This is a genomic window from Pseudomonas sp. W22_MBD1_FP4, from assembly GCF_052113765.1.
In the GTDB taxonomy this organism is placed as follows: Bacteria; Pseudomonadota; Gammaproteobacteria; order Pseudomonadales; family Pseudomonadaceae; genus Aquipseudomonas; species Aquipseudomonas sivasensis.
Genome location: NZ_JBGQOI010000003.1, coordinates 50878 through 69734 on the forward strand (window position 1 = coordinate 50878; position 18857 = coordinate 69734).

Below are 18857 nucleotides of genomic sequence, written 5' to 3' on the forward strand. Positions count from 1 at the left end.
TAAAGTACGTCGTTTCGGGGCCTTGACACCTGTGACTGCCCAGTCTTGTAGGGGCTTTACGACACGAGTATCCTCGGCGGTCCGTCGACCAACAGTAAAAGCGGAATGCCGATATGTCTGATTTGAAAACTGCCGCTCTCGAATATCATGCCCATCCTCGTCCAGGAAAGCTGAGTGTAGAGCTCACCAAAGCCACTGCCACTGCCCGCGATCTGTCGTTGGCCTACAGCCCCGGCGTGGCTGAGCCCGTACGTGAAATCGCTCGTGATCCCGAGCTGGCGTACAAGTACACAGGCAAGGGCAACCTGGTTGCAGTGATTTCCGATGGCACCGCGATTCTTGGCCTGGGCAACCTCGGCCCATTGGCTTCCAAGCCAGTCATGGAAGGTAAAGGCGTGCTGTTCAAGCGCTTCGCCGGCATCGACGTTTTCGACATCGAAGTCGATTCCGAGAGCCCGCAGGCCTTCATCGACACCGTCAAGCGTATCTCCATCACCTTCGGTGGCATCAACCTGGAAGACATCAAGGCACCTGAGTGCTTCGAGATCGAAAAGGCCCTGATCGAACAGTGCGACATTCCGGTATTCCACGATGACCAGCACGGCACCGCGATCGTTACCGCGGCCGGCATGATCAACGCCCTGGAAATCGCTGGTAAAACCCTGTCTGACGCCAAAATCGTCTGCCTGGGCGCCGGTGCTGCGGCTATTTCCTGCATGAAGCTGATCGTGAGCATGGGCGCCAAGCTCGAAAACATCTACATGGTCGACAGCAAGGGCGTGATCCAGTCCGAGCGTACCGATCTGAACCAGTACAAGGCGATGTTTGCCCACCCGTCCTCCAAGCGCACCCTGGCTGACGCCCTTGACGGTGCAGACGTGTTCGTCGGCCTGTCCGGCCCGAACCTGCTGAGCGCCGAAGGTCTGAAGTCCATGGCGGCCAACCCGATCGTATTCGCCTGCTCCAACCCGGACCCAGAGATCTCGCCGGAACTGGCTCACGCCACTCGTAACGACGTGATCATGGCCACCGGTCGTTCGGACTACCCGAACCAGGTCAACAACGTTCTGGGTTTCCCGTTCATCTTCCGTGGTGCCCTGGACGTTCGCGCCAAGCGCATTAACGAAGAGATGAAAGTAGCTGCCGCCAATGCCCTGCGTGAACTGGCCAAGCTGCCGGTGCCTCAGGACGTGTGCGATGCCTACGGTGGTGCCAAGCTGGAATTCGGTCGTGAGTACATCATTCCGAAACCAATGGATAAGCGCCTGATCACTCTGATCTCCGATGCTGTGGCCAAAGCCGCCATCGAGACCGGTGTGGCCACCCTGCCGTATCCGAAAAACTACCCGCTGCAAAGCGTGGATGATGTGTTCAACGGCTAAGCCGTTGTAGCGCACCAACAAAAAGCCCCGGCTCTCGCGAGTCGGGGCTTTTTGCTGTGTGGCTATAAAAACCACGGCCTGCGCAGAACCAAAGGTGGGAGGGGGCTTGCTCCCAATGGCGGTGTGTCAGTCACTTGATGAGTTGGCTGCTCCACTGGTATCGGGGGCAAGTCCCCTCCCACATTGGATCTGTGTTCAAACACAGACTCCGTTAGAACAGATCGATCGGTGCCGCCTCATCTGCCGGCAGCGGGCTGCCCGGTGCAACGCCGTTACCCAATTCATTGACCGACGGCGGCGTGTCTTCGCTCTTGAACAGTTCGAAGTACGCATTCGGCGTGCTTGGCGATGCCGCACGGCCACTCACCGGGTCGATTCGCAGGCTAAGGATGCCTTCCGGCTCCGGCTGGGTATGCAGCGGCTTGTCTTTCAAGGCTGCGCCCATGTAGCTCATCCAGATCGGCAGTGCGACGGTGCCACCGAACTCTCGACGACCGAGGCTTTCGGGCTGGTCATAGCCGGTCCACACGGTAGTCACGTAGTCGGCGTTATAGCCGGAGAACCAGGCGTCCTTGGATTCGTTGGTGGTACCGGTCTTGCCCGCGATGTCCGCACGGCCCAAGGCCAGTGCGCGGCGTCCGGTGCCTTTCTTGATCACGTCTTCGAGGATGCTGTTGAGGATATACGTCGTGCGGCCATCCACGATGCGCTCGGCCACGGCAGGTGCCTGTGGTTCGGTTGCAGCGGTGTTTACGGCTGGCGAGGCGCCTGGTGTCGGCTCGATGGTAATACCGCCGTTGCTCGGCGCTGCCAACCCGTCAGTGGCCGCCACGCCGTTGACCACATCACCCGGCACGCGCGGTGGGTTGGCGGTGAACAGGGTGTCGCCATTGCGGCTTTCGATCTTGTCGATCAGGTACGGCGCGATTTTGTAGCCGCCGTTGGCAAACGTGCTCCAGCCGGTGGCAATTTCCATCGGCGTGAGGGTTGCCGTGCCGAGCGCCAGGGACAGGTTAGGAGGCAGGTCTGACTTGCTGAAGCCAAAACGCGTCATGTAATCGATGGTCTTGCCGACGCCCATCGCCTGCAGCAAGCGGATCGACACCAGGTTGCGCGACTTGTACAACGCCTCGCGGATACGGATAGGGCCAAGGAACGTGTTGGTGTCGTTTTTCGGGCGCCAGACCTTGTCCAGGTACTCGTCGACAAACACGATCGGTGCATCGTTGACCAGACTGGCGGCGGTGTAGCCGTTATCCAGTGCGGCACTATAGATAAACGGCTTGAAGCTTGAGCCCGGCTGGCGCTTGGCCTGGGTGGCACGGTTGTAGTTACTCTGCTCAAAGGCGAAGCCACCCACCAGGGCGCGGATTGCACCGTTCTGCGGGTCCAACGAGACCAGCGCACCTTGGGCCAGCGGTACTTGGCTGAATTTAAGACTGTCGTCTTTCTGGCGTAGCACGCGGATCAGGTCGCCCACTTGCGCGACGTCTGACGGCTGCTTGGGCATCGGGCCCATGCTGTTGGTGTTCAGGAACGGGCGTGCCCACTTCATGCTGTCCCAGGCTACGTGGGCTTCGCCGGTGCGCGTCAGTACCTGCAGGCCATCTTTCTTCACCTGGGTGACGATGGCCGGCTCCAGCCCGCTGATCGCGCGCTGTTTACCCAGCTCGGTCGTCCAGGCGCTCAGGGTTTTGCCCGGCAAGCGCGATTCAGGGCCTCGGTAGCCGTGGCGCTGGTCGTAAGTGATCAGGCCGGAATGCACTGCATCATTGGCGATGTCCTGCAAGTTGCTCGGAACCGTCGTCGTCACGCGGAAGCCTTCAGTGTAGGCCTCGCTGCCATAACGGCCGACCATCTCCGCACGTGCCATTTCAGCGATATAGGGTGCGTTCACTTCCGGTGTCGGTACGTGATAGCTGGCGTTCAGTGGTTCGGCTATCGCGCTTTCATAAGCGGCTTGGTCGATCTTGCCCAGTTTGTACATGCGCCCAAGGATCCAGTCGCGGCGCTCTTTACTGCGCGCCGGGTTGGCCAGTGGGTTGAAGCGCGAAGGCGCCTTTGGAAGGCCGGCAATCATCGCCATCTGCGCCAGGCTGGCGTCGCGAATGGACTTGCCGTAGTACACCTGGGACGCGGCTTCGATGCCGTAGGCGCGGTTGCCCAAGTAGATCTTGTTAACGTAAAGCTCAAGGATCTCGTCCTTGGTCAGCTGACGCTCGATCTGCAATGCCAGCAGGATCTCGGTGGCTTTACGCGAAAAGCTGCGTTCGCTTGTGAGGAAGAAGTTCTTCGCCACCTGCATGGTGATGGTGCTGCCGCCGGATTGAATGTGTCCGCTTTTTACCAATTGTGTGGCGGCGCGAACCAGGCTGCTGGGGTCGACGCCATAGTGGTTGGCAAAATTATCATCTTCGGCTGACAGCAGGGCGCTGATGAAATTGGGTGGAATGTCGGCAAAACGGATCGGTGTGCGGCGCATTTCGCCGAACTCCGCGATCAGTTTTTCATCGCTGCTGTAGACCCGCAAAGGAATCTGCAACTGGATACTTCTGAGTGCCTCTACGGAGGGTAAACCCGGACTAAGGTAGAGGTAGGCCCCGCTGAGTACGAGCAGTAGCCCGCAGACGATCGCGACAATGGAGTACCCGAAAAACTTCAGCAGACGAATCAAGGCTTTTGGATTTCCAGAGAAAAGAATGAGTTAGGCGTCGGGGCATGCATGGCAAACGATGGATCGACCCGGGCAGCAGAGAAAAAGCGGGAAAAAACGCTGGGCATTAAAGCATTTTTCGGGTTGGGGCGTCATTCGCGCCACTTCAACATACCGACCGAATGCGTGGCGCCCAGCCGCAATCAGGCGTTATGACAGGGAAAGTTTTGGGGAGTTTTATGGAGAAGGGATTTTTCAGGCGAAAAGACGACACCGTCCTGGGCGTCGACATCAATGAAGCGGGGATCAAACTGGTTGAAATCAGTCGTTCAGCCAGCGGTTACACCGTGCAAAGCTACGCCACACAGGCGCTGTCTGCCCATTCGGTAGTCGATGGCACCCTGCTGGACCTGGAAGGTATTGGGCAGGCGCTTTACATCGCACTGTCTCGGCTTGGCACGTCGGCCAAGCGGGCGGCTGTTGCCGTTGCGGGGCCTTCGGTGATTACTCGGGTAATTGAAATGCCTGCAGGGCTGAGTGATGACGAAATGGCCTGGAGGATTCAGATGGAAGCAGATCAATACATTCCTTATCCGCTGGATGAAGTGGCACTGGATTTTCAGGTTCAGGGCATTTCGGCGCAGGGGGCAGCGCGGGTCGAGGTATTGCTGGCAGCCTGTCTCAAGGAGCACGTCGAGGCCCGTGAAGCCGTTTTGGCGCTGGCTGGGTTGGCGACCAGTGTCGTGGACATCGAAGAGTTTGCATTGGCGCACGCTTGCAGTCAGGATTTCGCCAGCTTCACACTTGGCCATCGAGTTGATGGTACACAGTGGGTCGTCGATGCCCCTGGGATGGGAGTCGCTTGCGGGTTGGCCCTGAGGAGTTTCGCTGGATGACACGAATCAATTTTTTGCCTTGGCGCCAGGCGCTGGCGGAACGGCGGCGTAAATATTTCCTGATGCTGCTGGCGGCGTTTGCCTGCGTGGCGCTTGCGGCGGTGTGGCTGGCGGATCAGGTGATCGACCAGGCGATCGACCGGCAGGTGACGCGCAATAATCATGCGAGCAAGGACGTCGCCGTGCTGGACTCGCGTATCAAGACCATTGATGACCTTCAGGTGCAAAGCCAGCAACTGGCGGAACGCATGAAGGTCGTACAAGACTTGCACGATAATCGCTCCGCCGGCGCACAACTGCTCGATCAGTTGGCCCGTGCGGTCCCTGATGGCGTGCATTTGCATGAGGTCGTCGCCAAAGGCGATACGGTGAGTATTAGTGGCAGCGCTGAATCCAGCCAGGACATTGCCCAGTTGATGCGCCGCCTGGAAGCCTCCGAAGGTGCACACTCTACGCGCCTGCAACATGTGCGAGCCGACGGCGCTCGCGGCACCAACGAATTCCAGTTGATGGTACGCCAGGGAGAATCCTCCGAGGCCCAGCCATGAGCCTGCCCAGGCTCGAATTTTCCGCGCTGACTCACAACGCTGCAAAATGGCCCTTACCTGGCAAAGTCCTGCTGGGCTGTGCGCTGGCCGGCATAGTGCTGGTGGTGGGTGACCTTCTATACCTGAGCTCATCACGGGAGCGATTGCGACAGGTCGAGGTTCAAGGTGTTGCCCTGCAGCAGCAACGCGCGGAAAGAACTGACGTGGCCGCGGATCTTGAAGACCAGGCTCGCCAGTTCCAACTGATGCAGGAAAAGGTCAGCGGCCTTCTTCAGCAATTGCCTGGTGAGTCCGAGATGCCCGGCTTGCTGGAGGACATCGCTCGGTTAGCACTGGCTAATAGGTTGGTGATAGAGAGCGTCACGCCGTTGGATGAGCTGTCTCGGCCACTCTATAACGAACAGCCTGTCCAGGTCGGCGTCACCGGCGCCTATCACGACCTGGCGACGTTTGTGAGTGCCCTGGGTGGCCTCTCGCGCATCGCTACGGTGCATGACGTTGCTCTCCGAAGTGATGGCAAGCTACTGCGGCTTGATCTGCTGGCCAAGAGCTATTGGCGTAGCCAGAAAGGCGTTAAACGGGGCGCGCCAGCCCTGCAAGAACAACCCTTTGTCTACGACGCCTCCGGTCTACGTGATCCGTTCCAGCTCCTTGCCTTGCACGTCGATCACTCGCGTGGACGGGCGGCTGTTGCCCCTGACCTGGCTCGTTCGCGTGGAGCCTTGGAAGGTCTCTCTGTGGATCAGTTCGACATGGTCGGCACGTTGTCCCGCGGGGCGCAGACTTTCGTCCTGCTGCGCCAGGCCTCTACGGTGCATCGCCTGGCGGTCGGCGATTACCTCGGGCCGGATCATGGTCGAATCACAGCGATTCATGACGGCCATATCGAACTGGTCGAGTTGTTTCCCGATGAACAGGGCGCATGGCTGGAGCGCCCGCGAACCCTCGTATTAAACCTCCACTCATAACGGAATCAAACAATGAAAAGGACTTTCTCGTCCTTCGGTGTGGCGCTATGGATAGCGTTCACGGCACCGATGGCTGTTGCTGTGCCCAATCGTGTGGATCTTATCCAGCTACCGCCTCCCGGGAATGCGGTGTCGGGCGCCTATACAGGTGAAAAGCTGAGCCTCAACTTCCAGGACATTGGTCTGCGCGCCGTATTGCAGCAAATCGCCGATGTGGCCGGCCTCAACTTGGTGGTCAGCGACGATGTGCAGGGCTCCATCACCCTACGCCTCAAGCATGTGCCCTGGGATCAAGCGCTGGATCTTGTGCTGCAAACTAAAGGTTTGGATAAACGGATAAAGGCCAGAGTGCTACTGGTGGCGCCCGCCGAGGAGTTGGCCGCTCGCGAATTGCTCACGCTGGAATCGCGCAAGCAGATGGCCGACCTGGCGCCCCTGCGGCGTGAACTATTGCAGGTCAACTACGCTAAGGCGGCGGACCTGGCCAAGCTGTTCCAGTCGGTGAACGGCTTTGAAGGAACGACGGATGAGCGCGGTTCGGTGGCCGTAGATGACCGTACCAACAACATCATTGCCTACCAGACCGGCGAGCGTTTGGAAGAGCTGCGCCGGATCGTGGCGCAGTTGGATATCCCGGTGCGCCAGGTGATGATCGAGGCGCGGATTGTCGAGGCCAACGTCGACTACGACAAAAGCCTGGGCGCGCGCTGGGGAGGTGGCCTCAATCGAGGGAATTGGGCCGCCGGAGGTATTCAGAAGCCTCAGTCGGACGGTGCCCAAACTCCTGAAAATGCACCCAGCTCGCCGTTCGTAGATCTGGGTTCGCTTACTGGTACCTCCGGCCTGGGCATTGCGTATATCACCGACAACCTGCTGCTCGACCTGGAACTGACCGCCATGGAGAAAACCGGCAATGGAGAAATCGTCTCACAGCCCAAGGTGGTCACCTCCGACAAGGAAACCGCGCGCATTCTGAAGGGCACGGAAATTCCCTACCAGGAATCCACCTCCCAAGGTGCGACGTCGGTGTCGTTCAAGGAGGCCTCCCTTTCATTGGAGGTTACCCCGCAAATCACCCCCGATGACCATGTGATCATGGTGGTCAAAGTCACCAAGGATGAGCCCGACTACCTCAATAAACTCAACGACGTACCGCCGATCAAGAAAAACGAGGTCAACGCCAAGGTGTTGGTCAAGGATGGAGAGACGATCGTCATTGGCGGTGTTTTCTCCAATACCCAAAGCAAAGTGGTAGATAAAGTGCCATTTTTGGGCGATGTGCCGTATCTTGGCCGCCTTTTCCGGCGCGATGTGGTGGCGGATAAAAAATCCGAGCTGCTGGTATTCCTGACTCCGCGTATTATGAATAACCAGGCGATTGCTGTGAGTCGTTGATTCTGTGCGAAATTTGATTCTTGTAGGACCGATGGGGGCTGGAAAAAGCACCATCGGCCGTTTGCTGGCCAAAGAGCTGCGCCTGCCATTCAAAGATTCCGACAAGGAAATTGAATTGCGCACGGGTGCCAATATCCCATGGATCTTCGATAAAGAAGGCGAGCTGGGCTTTCGTGACCGCGAGCAGGCGATGATCGCTGAGCTGTGCGGCTGCGACGGCGTGGTATTGGCCACCGGCGGTGGCGCGGTGATGCGCGATGAAAATCGTCGGGCGCTGCATGCCGGTGGTCGGGTGGTCTATTTGCATGCGTCGGTCGAGCAGCAGGTGGGCCGCACCGCCCGTGATCGTAATCGCCCGTTGCTGCGCACAGCCAACCCGGAAAAAACCTTGCGGGACCTACTCACGCTGCGCGATCCGCTGTATCGGGAAATCGCCGATCTGGTGGTGGAAACCGATGAGCGGCCGCCTCGCATGGTGGTCCTCGACATTCTTGAGCGCCTGCAACGGCTGCCACCCCGTTAAAGCCAGGCCCGAAATGCGCTATTCTCGGCGGCGCGCTATCACCCTGCAGGGTGTGGCGTAGAGCCATCAGGCGACGTCGGGTCTCGACGTTGCCGGTCGTCAACACATCTTCAACGCGGGGACACATGCAGACACTTAAGGTCGATCTAGGCGAGCGCAGCTACCCGATCCATATTGGCGAAGGTCTGTTGGACCAGCCCGAGTTGCTCGCACCGCATATTGCCGGGCGGCAAGTGGCGATCATCTCCAACGAAACGGTCGCGCCGCTGTATCTTGAGCGTCTGAGCCGCAGCCTGGCGGCGTACTCAGTGATTTCCGTGATTTTGCCCGACGGCGAAGCCCACAAGAACTGGGAAACCCTGCAACTGATCTTTGATGGCCTGCTTACCGCGCGCCATGACCGTCGCACCACCGTGATTGCCCTGGGCGGCGGTGTGATCGGCGACATGGCTGGCTTTGCAGCGGCCTGCTACCAGCGTGGCGTGGACTTTATTCAGGTGCCGACCACTCTGCTGTCCCAGGTCGATTCGTCGGTGGGCGGCAAGACAGGTATCAACCATCCGCTTGGCAAGAACATGGTCGGCGCGTTTTATCAGCCCCAAGCCGTGCTGATCGATACCGCGACCCTCAACACCCTGCCACCACGCGAGCTGTCGGCGGGCCTGGCGGAAGTCATCAAGTACGGGCTGATTTGCGACGAGCCGTTCCTGACCTGGCTGGAAGAACACGTGGACGCCTTGCGCGGCCTCGACCAGGTGGCGCTCACCGAAGCGATTTCCCGTTCCTGTGCCGCGAAGGCGCTGGTGGTGAATGCCGACGAACGGGAATCCGGCGTACGGGCCACTTTGAACCTCGGCCACACCTTCGGCCATGCGATCGAAACGCACATGGGCTATGGTGTGTGGTTGCACGGGGAGGCTGTAGCGGCTGGCACGGTGATGGCACTTGAGATGTCGCAACGCCTGGGTTGGATCAGCGCCCAGGAGCGTGATCGCGGTATCCGCCTGTTCCAGCGCGCCGGTTTGCCGGTCATTCCGCCTGAGGAGATGACCGAGGCCGACTTTCTCGAACACATGGCGATAGATAAGAAAGTGATCGACGGTCGACTACGACTGGTGCTGCTGCGCCGCATGGGCGAAGCATTAGTGACCGACGATTATCCGAAAGAGATTTTACAGGCCACGCTGGGAGCGGATTACCGCGCCCTGGCCCAGCTTAAAGGTTAATAAGATCCCGATGACTAGTTTGCATGCCGACGAGGCGTTCCTCGGCCATTACCAGTTAAGCCACGACCCTTTTGCTCCACGGGTGCCTGGTTTCAAATTTTTCCCGGCCCAGCGCAAGCCGGTGCTCGGGCAGTTGCACCACTTGGCGCGCTACAGCCAGCTACTGCTGGTCGTGACCGGTCCGTTGGGCAGCGGCAAGACTTTGCTGCGCCAGGCCCTGGTTGCCAGCACCAACAAACAATCGGTACAGAGCGTGGTGGTGTCTGCCCGTGGTGCCGGTGATGCGGCCGGCGTGCTGCGCCAGGTTGCCCAGGCCCTGGACGTATCCACTGCTGAGCCTAGCGCGATTCTCAAACAAATCGTGCAACTTGGCCTGACCGGCCAGGAAGTCTACCTGCTGGTGGATGACGCCGAGCAGCTTGACGAATCCGCGCTGGAAGCGCTGTTGGCGCTGGCGGCGGGTACGCCGGAAGGTCGTCCCCATGTGTTCCTGTTCGGTGAGTCGTCGCTGATCGCCGATCTGGAGCAGATCAGCGGTGATCAGGAGCTGTTCCACGTCATCGAACTGCAGCCGTACGAAGAGGAAGAAACCCGTGAATACCTGGCTCAACGCCTCGAAGGCGCCGGGGCCGGTATCGAACTTTTCACGGCAAATCAGATCTCTGATATTCACGAAAGCTCCGACGGCTGGCCTGGCACCATCAACCAGGTTGCCCGCGATGCAATGATCGAAGCCATGATTGCCAGCCGCTCTGCGGTCAAGCGTCCAAAGATGGGGTTCACTATGCCTAAGAAGCACGTACTGGCGATTTCTGCCGTTGTCGTGGTCGCTGTTGCCGCCGCCTGGTTGATCCCGGGTCGCAACAAGGCGCCGACCACCGCCAGCGCGCCAACCGAACAGGCGCAGTTGCCACTGGGTAAACCCACGCCGAATGTCGAGTTCGCCAATTCCGGCCAACCGACCAACCTGCCAATGGTTGGTCAGCCTGTGATGCGCGGCCCACTCGCCGAAGAAGCCGGTGGCATCTCCGAAGGCGACGACGGCGTGCCCGTAGAGGGCTCCAGCGCTACGCCGCCGACCGTGACCACTACCGCGCCACCTGCGGGCGTGCCAGCGGGTCAGCCGGCCGCCAAGCCAGCCGCAGTGCCGACGCCAGCGCCAACTATCGCGACTGCCAAGCCTGCACCTGTCACCAAGCCCGTAGCGCCTGCTCCAGCAGCCAAACCCGCGCCGGTGACCAAGCCTGCGGAAAAACCTGCCACTGTCGCCAAAGCAGGCGCCGCCGGCAGCAGCTGGTACGCCAGCCAGCCGACCGGTAACTTCGTGGTGCAGATCCTCGGCACCAGCTCCGAAGCCAACGCTCAGGCCTTCGTGAAAGAGCAGGGCGGCGAGTACCGTTATTTCAAGAAAGTGCTCAACGGCAAGCCTCTTTACGTGATCACCTACGGCAACTTCTCCAGCCGTGCAGCAGCTGATTCTGCGATCAAATCCTTGCCAGCGAAGGTTCAGGCTGGTAAACCTTGGCCTCGCACTGTTGCCAGCGTTCAACAAGAACTGGCAGCAACTCGCTGAAGATCCGGCGGCTTTACCCAAGCCGCCCTCCCGGCACCTCAAAAAAATCCTCAAGTGCGTGCAGCTTCCCAGAAGCCGCGCGCTTTGTGGTGTCTGCGTCACAGTAGCTTTTGAGTCGTAGCGGTCAGAATTAAAAAAGTTTTGACTAGCACAGCATATCGCTTTAAACCTTTCATAAATGCGACATAGATTTGCGACATTTCGTCGCTAAATTTGTGAGCGTCTGTGTCGGTGTGTACAATGACCTCCCTTTTGCCCCCGCTAAGCCGGCGTACGTTCGGCGTGGAAGGTAACCGGTTGAATTGAAAAGAAATTTGCCTCGGTATAAGAGGCAGCCTGGTGAGAAAGTGTCTATGAAAGCAGGTCTGTACCAACCCGATGAATTCAAGGATAACTGCGGTTTCGGCCTGATAGCCCATATGCAGGGCGAGCCCAGTCATACCCTTTTGCAAACGGCCATCGAGGCCCTGACCTGCATGACCCACCGCGGTGGGATCAACGCCGACGGCAAGACCGGTGACGGTTGTGGCTTGCTGATTCAAAAGCCCGACCAATTCCTGCGCGCGGTCGCCAAAGAGCATTTCGCTGTCGACCTGCCCAAGCAGTACGCCGTGGGCATGGTGTTTTTCAACCAGGACCCGGTCAAAGCCGAAGCCGCTCGCGAGAACATGAACCGCGAGATCGTCGCTGCCGGCCTGCAACTGGTCGGCTGGCGCAAAGTGCCAATCGACACCAGCGTGCTCGGCCGCCTGGCCCTGGAGCGCCTGCCGCAGATCGAACAAGTGTTCATCGCCGGTGACGGCCTGAGCGACCAGGACATGGCGATCAAGCTGTTCACGTCCCGTCGTCGCTCGTCCGTGGCCAACGCCGCCGATGCCGACCACTACATCTGCAGCTTTTCCCACAAAACCATCATTTATAAAGGCCTGATGATGCCGGCGGACTTGACCGCCTTCTATCCAGACCTGAGCGATGAGCGCCTGCAAACCGCGATCTGCGTGTTCCACCAGCGCTTCTCCACCAATACCCTGCCGAAATGGCCGCTGGCCCAGCCATTCCGCTTCCTCGCCCATAACGGCGAGATCAACACCATCACCGGCAACCGCAACTGGGCCGTGGCCCGTCGCACCAAGTTCGCCAACGATCTGATGGACCTGGAAGAGCTCGGCCCGCTGGTTAACCGCGTCGGTTCCGACTCCTCCAGCATGGACAACATGCTCGAACTGATGGTCACCGGTGGCATCGACCTGTTCCGCGGCGTGCGCATGATCATTCCGCCTGCGTGGCAGAACGTCGAGACCATGGACCCGGACCTGCGTGCATTCTACGAGTACAACTCGATGCACATGGAACCGTGGGACGGCCCGGCTGGCGTGGTTATGACCGACGGCCGCTATGCGGTGTGCCTGCTCGACCGTAACGGTCTGCGCCCGGCGCGCTGGGTCACCACCACCAACGGTTTCATCACCCTCGCGTCGGAAATCGGCGTGTGGAACTACAAGCCCGAAGACGTCATCGCCAAAGGTCGCGTAGGCCCTGGCCAGATCCTGGCCGTGGACACCGAAACCGGGCAGATCCTCGACACCGACGCCATCGACAACCGCTTGAAGTCCCGTCACCCGTACAAGCAATGGCTGCGCAAGAACGCCCTGCGCATCCAGGCGACCATGGAAGACAACGACCACGGTTCGGCTTTCTATGACGTTGACCAGCTCAAGCAGTACATGAAGATGTACCAGGTCACGTTCGAGGAGCGCGACCAAGTGCTGCGTCCGCTCGGCGAGCAAGGTTACGAGGCTGTCGGCTCCATGGGCGACGACACGCCGATGGCTGTGCTGTCCCAGCGCGTGCGCACGCCGTACGACTATTTCCGTCAGCAGTTCGCCCAGGTGACCAACCCACCGATCGACCCGCTGCGCGAAGCCATCGTGATGTCCCTGGAAGTGTGCCTCGGTGCCGAGCGCAACATCTTCCAGGAATCGCCTGAGCACGCTTCCCGCGTGATCCTCAGCTCGCCGGTTATTTCCCCGGCCAAGTGGCGTTCGTTGATGACCCTGGAGCGTCCAGGTTTCGACCGCCAGATCATTGACCTGAACTACGACGAGAGCCTCGGCCTTGAAGCCGCTGTGCGCAACGTCGCCGACCAGGCCGAAGAAGCTGTGCGCGCCGGTCGTACCCAGATCGTGCTGACCGACCGCCATATTGCCCCAGGCAAGCTGCCGATCCACGCTTCGCTCGCCACCGGCGCGGTGCACCACCGCCTGACCGAAAAAGGCCTGCGCTGCGACTCCAACATCCTTGTCGAAACTGCCACCGCCCGCGACCCGCATCATTTCGCGGTGTTGATCGGTTTCGGCGCCTCGGCGGTGTACCCGTTCCTCGCGTACGAAGTGCTGGGCGACCTGATCCGTACCGGTGAAGTGCTGGGCGACCTCTATGAGGTGTTCAAGAACTACCGTAAAGGCATCACCAAAGGCCTGTTGAAGATCCTGTCCAAGATGGGCATCTCCACCGTCACGTCTTATCGCGGTGCTCAATTGTTCGAAGCCATCGGCCTGTCCGAAGAAGTCTGCGACCTGAGCTTCCGTGGTGTGCCGAGCCGTATCAAAGGCGCGCGTTTCGTCGACATCGAAGCCGAACAGAAAGCCCTGGCCGCCGAAGCCTGGAGCGCGCGCAAGCCGATCCAGCAAGGCGGCCTGCTCAAGTTCGTGCACGGTGGCGAATACCACGCGTACAACCCGGACGTGGTGAGCACTCTGCAAGCGGCCGTGCAGCAGGGCGACTACGCCAAGTTCAAGGAATACACCTCGCTGGTGGATAACCGCCCGGTGTCCATGATCCGCGACCTGTTCAAGGTGAAGACCTTGGACACGCCGATGAACATCAGCGAAGTTGAGCCGCTGGAATCGATCCTCAAGCGCTTCGACTCCGCCGGTATTTCCCTCGGCGCTCTGTCGCCTGAGGCTCACGAAGCACTGGCCGAAGCCATGAACCGCCTGGGCGCGCGTTCCAACTCCGGTGAAGGCGGTGAAGACCCGGCGCGCTACGGCACCATCAAGAGCTCGAAAATCAAGCAGGTTGCCACTGGCCGTTTCGGCGTGACCCCGGAATACCTGGTCAATGCCGAAGTGCTGCAGATCAAGGTTGCCCAGGGCGCCAAGCCCGGTGAAGGCGGCCAGCTGCCAGGCGGCAAGGTCAACGGTCTGATCGCCAAGCTGCGTTATGCAGTGCCTGGCGTGACCCTGATTTCGCCACCGCCGCACCACGACATCTACTCGATTGAAGACTTGTCGCAGCTGATTTTCGACCTGAAACAAGTCAATCCGCAGGCGCTGGTCTCGGTGAAACTGGTAGCGGAAGCGGGCGTGGGCACCATTGCCGCCGGTGTGGCCAAGGCCTATGCCGACCTGATCACCATCTCCGGCTACGACGGCGGTACCGGTGCATCCCCGCTGACCTCCATCAAGTACGCCGGCGCACCTTGGGAACTCGGCCTGGCCGAAACTCACCAGACCCTGCGCGGCAACGACCTGCGCGGCAAGGTCCGTGTGCAGACTGACGGCGGCCTGAAAACCGGCCTCGACGTGATCAAGGCCGCGATCCTCGGCGCCGAGAGTTTCGGTTTCGGCACCGCGCCGATGATCGCCCTGGGCTGCAAATACCTGCGCATCTGCCACCTGAACAACTGCGCCACCGGCGTCGCCACTCAGAACGAGAAGCTGCGCAAGGATCACTACATCGGCACCGTCGACATGGTGGTGAACTTCTTCACCTACGTCGCCGAAGAAACCCGTGAGTGGCTGGCCAAGCTGGGCGTGCGTTCGCTGGAAGAGCTGATCGGTCGCACCGATCTGCTGGACATCCTCGAAGGCCAGACCGCCAAGCAACAGCACCTGGACCTGACGCCGTTGTTGGGGAGCGATCACATCCCGGCAGACAAGCCACAATTCTGCCAGGTGGATCGCAACCCGCCGTTCGACAAAGGCCTGTTGGCCGAGAAGATGGTCGAAATGGCCGGTTCCTCGATCAATGACGCCAGCGGTGGCGAATTCGCCCTGGATATCTGCAACTGCGACCGTTCCATCGGCGCACGCATCTCCGGTGAAATCGCGCGCAAGCATGGCAACCAAGGGATGGCGAAAGCGCCAATCACCTTCCGCTTCAAGGGTACCGCTGGCCAGAGCTTTGGCGTGTGGAACGCCGGCGGCCTGCACATGTACCTGGAAGGCGACGCCAACGACTACGTGGGCAAGGGCATGACCGGCGGCAAGCTGGTGATCGTTCCGCCTAAAGGCAGCGTCTACAAGAGCCAGGAGAGTGCCATCATCGGTAACACCTGCCTGTACGGCGCTACCGGTGGCAAGCTGTTCGCCGCGGGTACCGCCGGTGAGCGTTTCGCCGTGCGTAACTCCGGTGCCCACACCGTGGTGGAAGGCACTGGCGATCACTGCTGCGAGTACATGACCGGGGGCTTTGTCGCGGTATTGGGCAAGACCGGTTACAACTTCGGTTCGGGCATGACCGGCGGTTTCGCCTACGTGCTCGACCAGGACAACACCTTCGTCGACAAGGTCAACCACGAGTTGGTCGAGATCCAGCGGATCAGCGGCGAAGCCATGGAATCCTACCGGAACCACTTGCAGCACGTGCTGGACGAGTACGTCGAGGAGACCGGCAGCGAATGGGGTCGTAACCTCGCCGAGAACCTCGATGATTACCTGCGTCGTTTCTGGCTGGTCAAGCCCAAGGCTGCCAACCTGAAATCGTTGCTTTCCAGCATCCGTGCCAACCCGCAGTGATATGCGCCTGAAGAGTTTGATGAGGTTTTAACATGGCTGAACGTCTGAATAACGACTTCCAGTTCATCGATGTCGGGCGCAAAGATCCGAAGAAGAAACTGTTGCGTCAACGCAAGAAAGAGTTCGTGGAAATCTACGAACCCTTCAAACCCCAGCACTCGGCCGACCAGGCCCATCGCTGCCTGGGGTGCGGTAACCCGTATTGCGAATGGAAGTGCCCGGTGCACAACTTCATTCCCAACTGGCTCAAGCTGGTGGCCGAGGGCAATATCCTCGCCGCCGCCGAGCTGTCGCACCAGACCAACACCCTGCCGGAAGTCTGCGGCCGGGTGTGCCCCCAGGACCGTCTGTGCGAGGGTGCCTGCACCCTGAACGACGGTTTCGGCGCGGTGACCATCGGTTCGGTGGAGAAGTACATCACCGACACCGCGTTCGCCATGGGCTGGCGTCCGGACATGTCCAAGGTCAAGCCGACCGGCAAGCGTGTGGCGATCATCGGTGCGGGTCCGGCGGGCCTGGGCTGCGCCGACGTGCTGGTGCGTGGCGGCGTGACCCCGGTGGTGTTCGACAAGAACCCGGAAATCGGCGGCCTGCTGACCTTCGGTATCCCCGAGTTCAAGCTGGAAAAAACCGTACTGAGCAACCGTCGCGAAGTGTTCACCGGCATGGGCATCGAGTTCCGCCTGAACACCGAGATCGGCAAAGACGTGACCATGGAGCAACTGCTCGCCGAATACGATGCCGTGTTCATGGGCATGGGCACCTACACCTACATGAAGGGCGGTTTTGCCGGTGAGGACCTGCCGGGCGTGTATGACGCGCTGGATTTCCTGATCGCCAACGTCAATCGCAACCTGGGCTTTGAAAAGTCGCCGGAAGATTTCGTCGACATGAAAGGCAAGAAGGTCGTGGTGCTCGGCGGTGGCGACACCGCCATGGACTGCAACCGTACCTCGATCCGCCAGGGCGCCAAGTCGGTGACCTGTGCGTATCGCCGTGACGAAGCCAACATGCCCGGCTCGCGCAAAGAGGTGAAGAACGCCAAGGAAGAAGGCGTGAAATTCCTCTACAACCGCCAGCCGATCGCCATTGTGGGCGAAGACCGCGTCGAAGGCGTGAAGGTGGTCGAGACCCGTCTCGGCGAACCGGACGCCCGTGGCCGTCGCAGCCCCGAGCCGATCCCGGGTTCCGAAGAAATCATCCCGGCTGACGCCGTGGTCATCGCCTTCGGTTTCCGTCCAAGCCCTGCGCCGTGGTTCGAGCAGTTCGAGATCCAAACCGACAGCCAGGGCCGTGTGGTAGCCCCGGAACAAGGCCAGTACAAGCACCAGACCAGCAACCCGAAAATCTTTGCCGGTGGCGACATGGTGCGCGGGTCTGACCTGGTGGTGACCGCGATCTTCGAAGGCCGCAATGCCGCCGAAGGCATCTTGGACTACCTGCAAGTCTGACCCTGATCCCAGGTTGAAATGGGATCAAAATGTGGGAGGGGGCTTGCCCCCGATAGCGGTGGTTCAGTGACAGACACTGAGACTGACACACTGCATCGGGGGCAAGCCCCCTCCCACATTGGTTTTGCAGCGCTTCCATGTCCGCGACAAATTGACCCGATAGACAAAAGGCACCGCTCTTGCCGTGCCTTTTACGTCGCGCTCTGAGAAAATGCCCGCACTTTTTTTGCGGATGCCGACATGACTGCCCTCAAGAACGACCGTTTCCTTCGTGCCCTGCTCAAGCAACCCGTGGACGTCACCCCTGTGTGGATGATGCGTCAAGCCGGTCGCTACCTGCCGGAATACCGCGCCAGTCGCGCCCACGCCGGCGATTTCATGAGCCTGTGCATGAACCCGGAGTTCGCCTGCGAAGTCACCCTGCAGCCGCTGGACCGCTACCCTCAACTGGACGCGGCCATCCTCTTTTCCGACATCCTCACCATCCCTGATGCAATGGGCCAAGGCCTGTACTTCGAGACCGGCGAAGGCCCGCGCTTCAAGAAAGTCGTCAGCACCCTGGCCGATATCGAAGCCTTGCCGATCCCTGATCCGCACAAAGACCTCGGCTACGTGATGGACGCCGTCAGCACCATCCGCCGCGAGCTGAACGGCCGTGTGCCGCTGATCGGCTTCTCGGGCAGCCCTTGGACCCTGGCCACCTACATGGTCGAAGGCGGCTCGTCGAAAGACTTCCGCAAGACCAAGGCGATGCTCTACGACAACCCTCAAGCCATGCACCTGCTGCTGGACAAGCTGGCCCAGTCGGTCACGTCCTACCTCAACGGCCAGATCATGGCCGGTGCGCAAGCGGTACAGATTTTCGATACCTGGGGCGGCAACCTGTCGGCGGCGGCGTACCAGGAATTCTCCCTGGCCTACATGCGCAAGATCGTCAGCGGCCTGATCCGTGAGCACGAGGGCCGCAAAGTGCCGGTCATCATGTTCACCAAGGGCGGTGGCCTGTGGCTGGAAAGCATCGCCGACGCCGGCGCTGATGCATTAGGCCTGGACTGGACGTGCGACCTCGGTGAAGCCCGCCAGCGCGTGGGCAACCGCGTCGCGCTGCAAGGCAACATGGACCCGACCGTGCTGTACGCCAAGCCGGAAGCGATCCGCGCCGAAGTCGGTCGCATCCTGGCCAGCTATGGCAAGGGTACCGGGCACGTGTTTAACCTGGGTCATGGCATTACGCCGGAAGTGAACCCGGAACACGCTGGCGCTTTCCTGCAAGCGGTGCATGAGTTGTCCGCGCAATATCACGTGTAGTTCCCCTGCTTTACTTCATCACCTTCTTTCAATAAGAGGGTGATGTTGTCGCTAACAACCTGAATGAACTGTGCATGGCTAGGCGGATTTTTTTATCGCTTGGCCATAGTGCGTTTAAATCTTTTTGTTATGTGG

At 60.0% G+C, this 18857-nt stretch carries 11 protein-coding genes and 1 pseudogene; 11 read left to right on the top strand and 1 reads right to left on the bottom strand.

Features of this window, described 5'->3' with window-relative positions:
• Positions 1-113 precede the first annotated feature (113 nt).
• Positions 114-1382 (top strand): malic enzyme-like NAD(P)-binding protein, encoded by a 1269-nt coding sequence (locus ACEN2T_RS05435; protein WP_032890259.1) that lies wholly within the window; start codon positions 114-116, stop codon positions 1380-1382.
• 211 nt (positions 1383-1593) lie between these two features.
• Here ACEN2T_RS05435 and ACEN2T_RS05440 read toward each other — a convergent pair whose 3' ends face one another.
• A complete protein-coding gene (locus ACEN2T_RS05440; RefSeq protein ID WP_371854028.1) occupies positions 1594-4053 on the bottom strand; it encodes a penicillin-binding protein 1A in 2460 nt (819 codons plus the stop codon).
• Positions 4054-4274: 221 nt separating this feature from the next.
• On the opposite strand from ACEN2T_RS05440, the gene pilM reads away from it, so the two are divergent.
• From pilM to hemE, 10 genes and pseudogenes are all read left to right on the top strand, one after another.
• The gene (pilM, locus tag ACEN2T_RS05445) at positions 4275-4931 is read left to right on the top strand and encodes a type IV pilus biogenesis protein PilM (protein ID WP_181643787.1); all 657 of its coding nucleotides are present in this window, start codon (positions 4275-4277) and stop codon (positions 4929-4931) included.
• Positions 4928-5479, top strand: coding sequence for a PilN domain-containing protein (locus ACEN2T_RS05450; RefSeq protein ID WP_095186126.1), 552 nt, complete (start codon positions 4928-4930; stop codon positions 5477-5479). Before pilM ends, ACEN2T_RS05450 begins: the two co-directional genes overlap by 4 nt.
• Entirely contained in the window at positions 5476-6447 is a 972-nt protein-coding gene (locus tag ACEN2T_RS05455) for a pilus assembly protein PilP (RefSeq protein WP_099602015.1), read from the top strand. The genes ACEN2T_RS05450 and ACEN2T_RS05455 overlap by 4 nt, the downstream gene beginning before the upstream one ends.
• Before the next feature lie 138 nt (positions 6448-6585).
• Positions 6586-7842 (top strand): annotated as a pseudogene (locus ACEN2T_RS05460) (type IV pilus secretin PilQ); the annotation flags it as partial.
• Between the two features lie 4 nt (positions 7843-7846).
• Positions 7847-8365 (top strand): shikimate kinase AroK, encoded by a 519-nt coding sequence (aroK, locus tag ACEN2T_RS05465; RefSeq protein ID WP_010213757.1) that lies wholly within the window; start codon positions 7847-7849, stop codon positions 8363-8365.
• Between the two features lie 125 nt (positions 8366-8490).
• Complete coding sequence (gene aroB / locus ACEN2T_RS05470) at positions 8491-9591, top strand: 3-dehydroquinate synthase (protein WP_122682122.1); 1101 nt, start codon at positions 8491-8493, stop codon at positions 9589-9591.
• A gap of 10 nt (positions 9592-9601) precedes the next feature.
• Positions 9602-11164 (top strand): SPOR domain-containing protein, encoded by a 1563-nt coding sequence (locus ACEN2T_RS05475; RefSeq protein ID WP_095186123.1) that lies wholly within the window; start codon positions 9602-9604, stop codon positions 11162-11164.
• A gap of 353 nt (positions 11165-11517) precedes the next feature.
• The gene (gene gltB / locus ACEN2T_RS05480) at positions 11518-15963 is read left to right on the top strand and encodes a glutamate synthase large subunit (protein ID WP_122753833.1); all 4446 of its coding nucleotides are present in this window, start codon (positions 11518-11520) and stop codon (positions 15961-15963) included.
• Positions 15964-15995: 32 nt separating this feature from the next.
• Complete coding sequence (locus ACEN2T_RS05485) at positions 15996-17414, top strand: FAD-dependent oxidoreductase (protein WP_027605000.1); 1419 nt, start codon at positions 15996-15998, stop codon at positions 17412-17414.
• 240 nt (positions 17415-17654) lie between these two features.
• Positions 17655-18722, top strand: a complete 1068-nt coding sequence (gene hemE, locus ACEN2T_RS05490) for a uroporphyrinogen decarboxylase (RefSeq protein ID WP_032890274.1) — start codon at positions 17655-17657, stop codon at positions 18720-18722.
• Positions 18723-18857 lie beyond the last annotated feature (135 nt).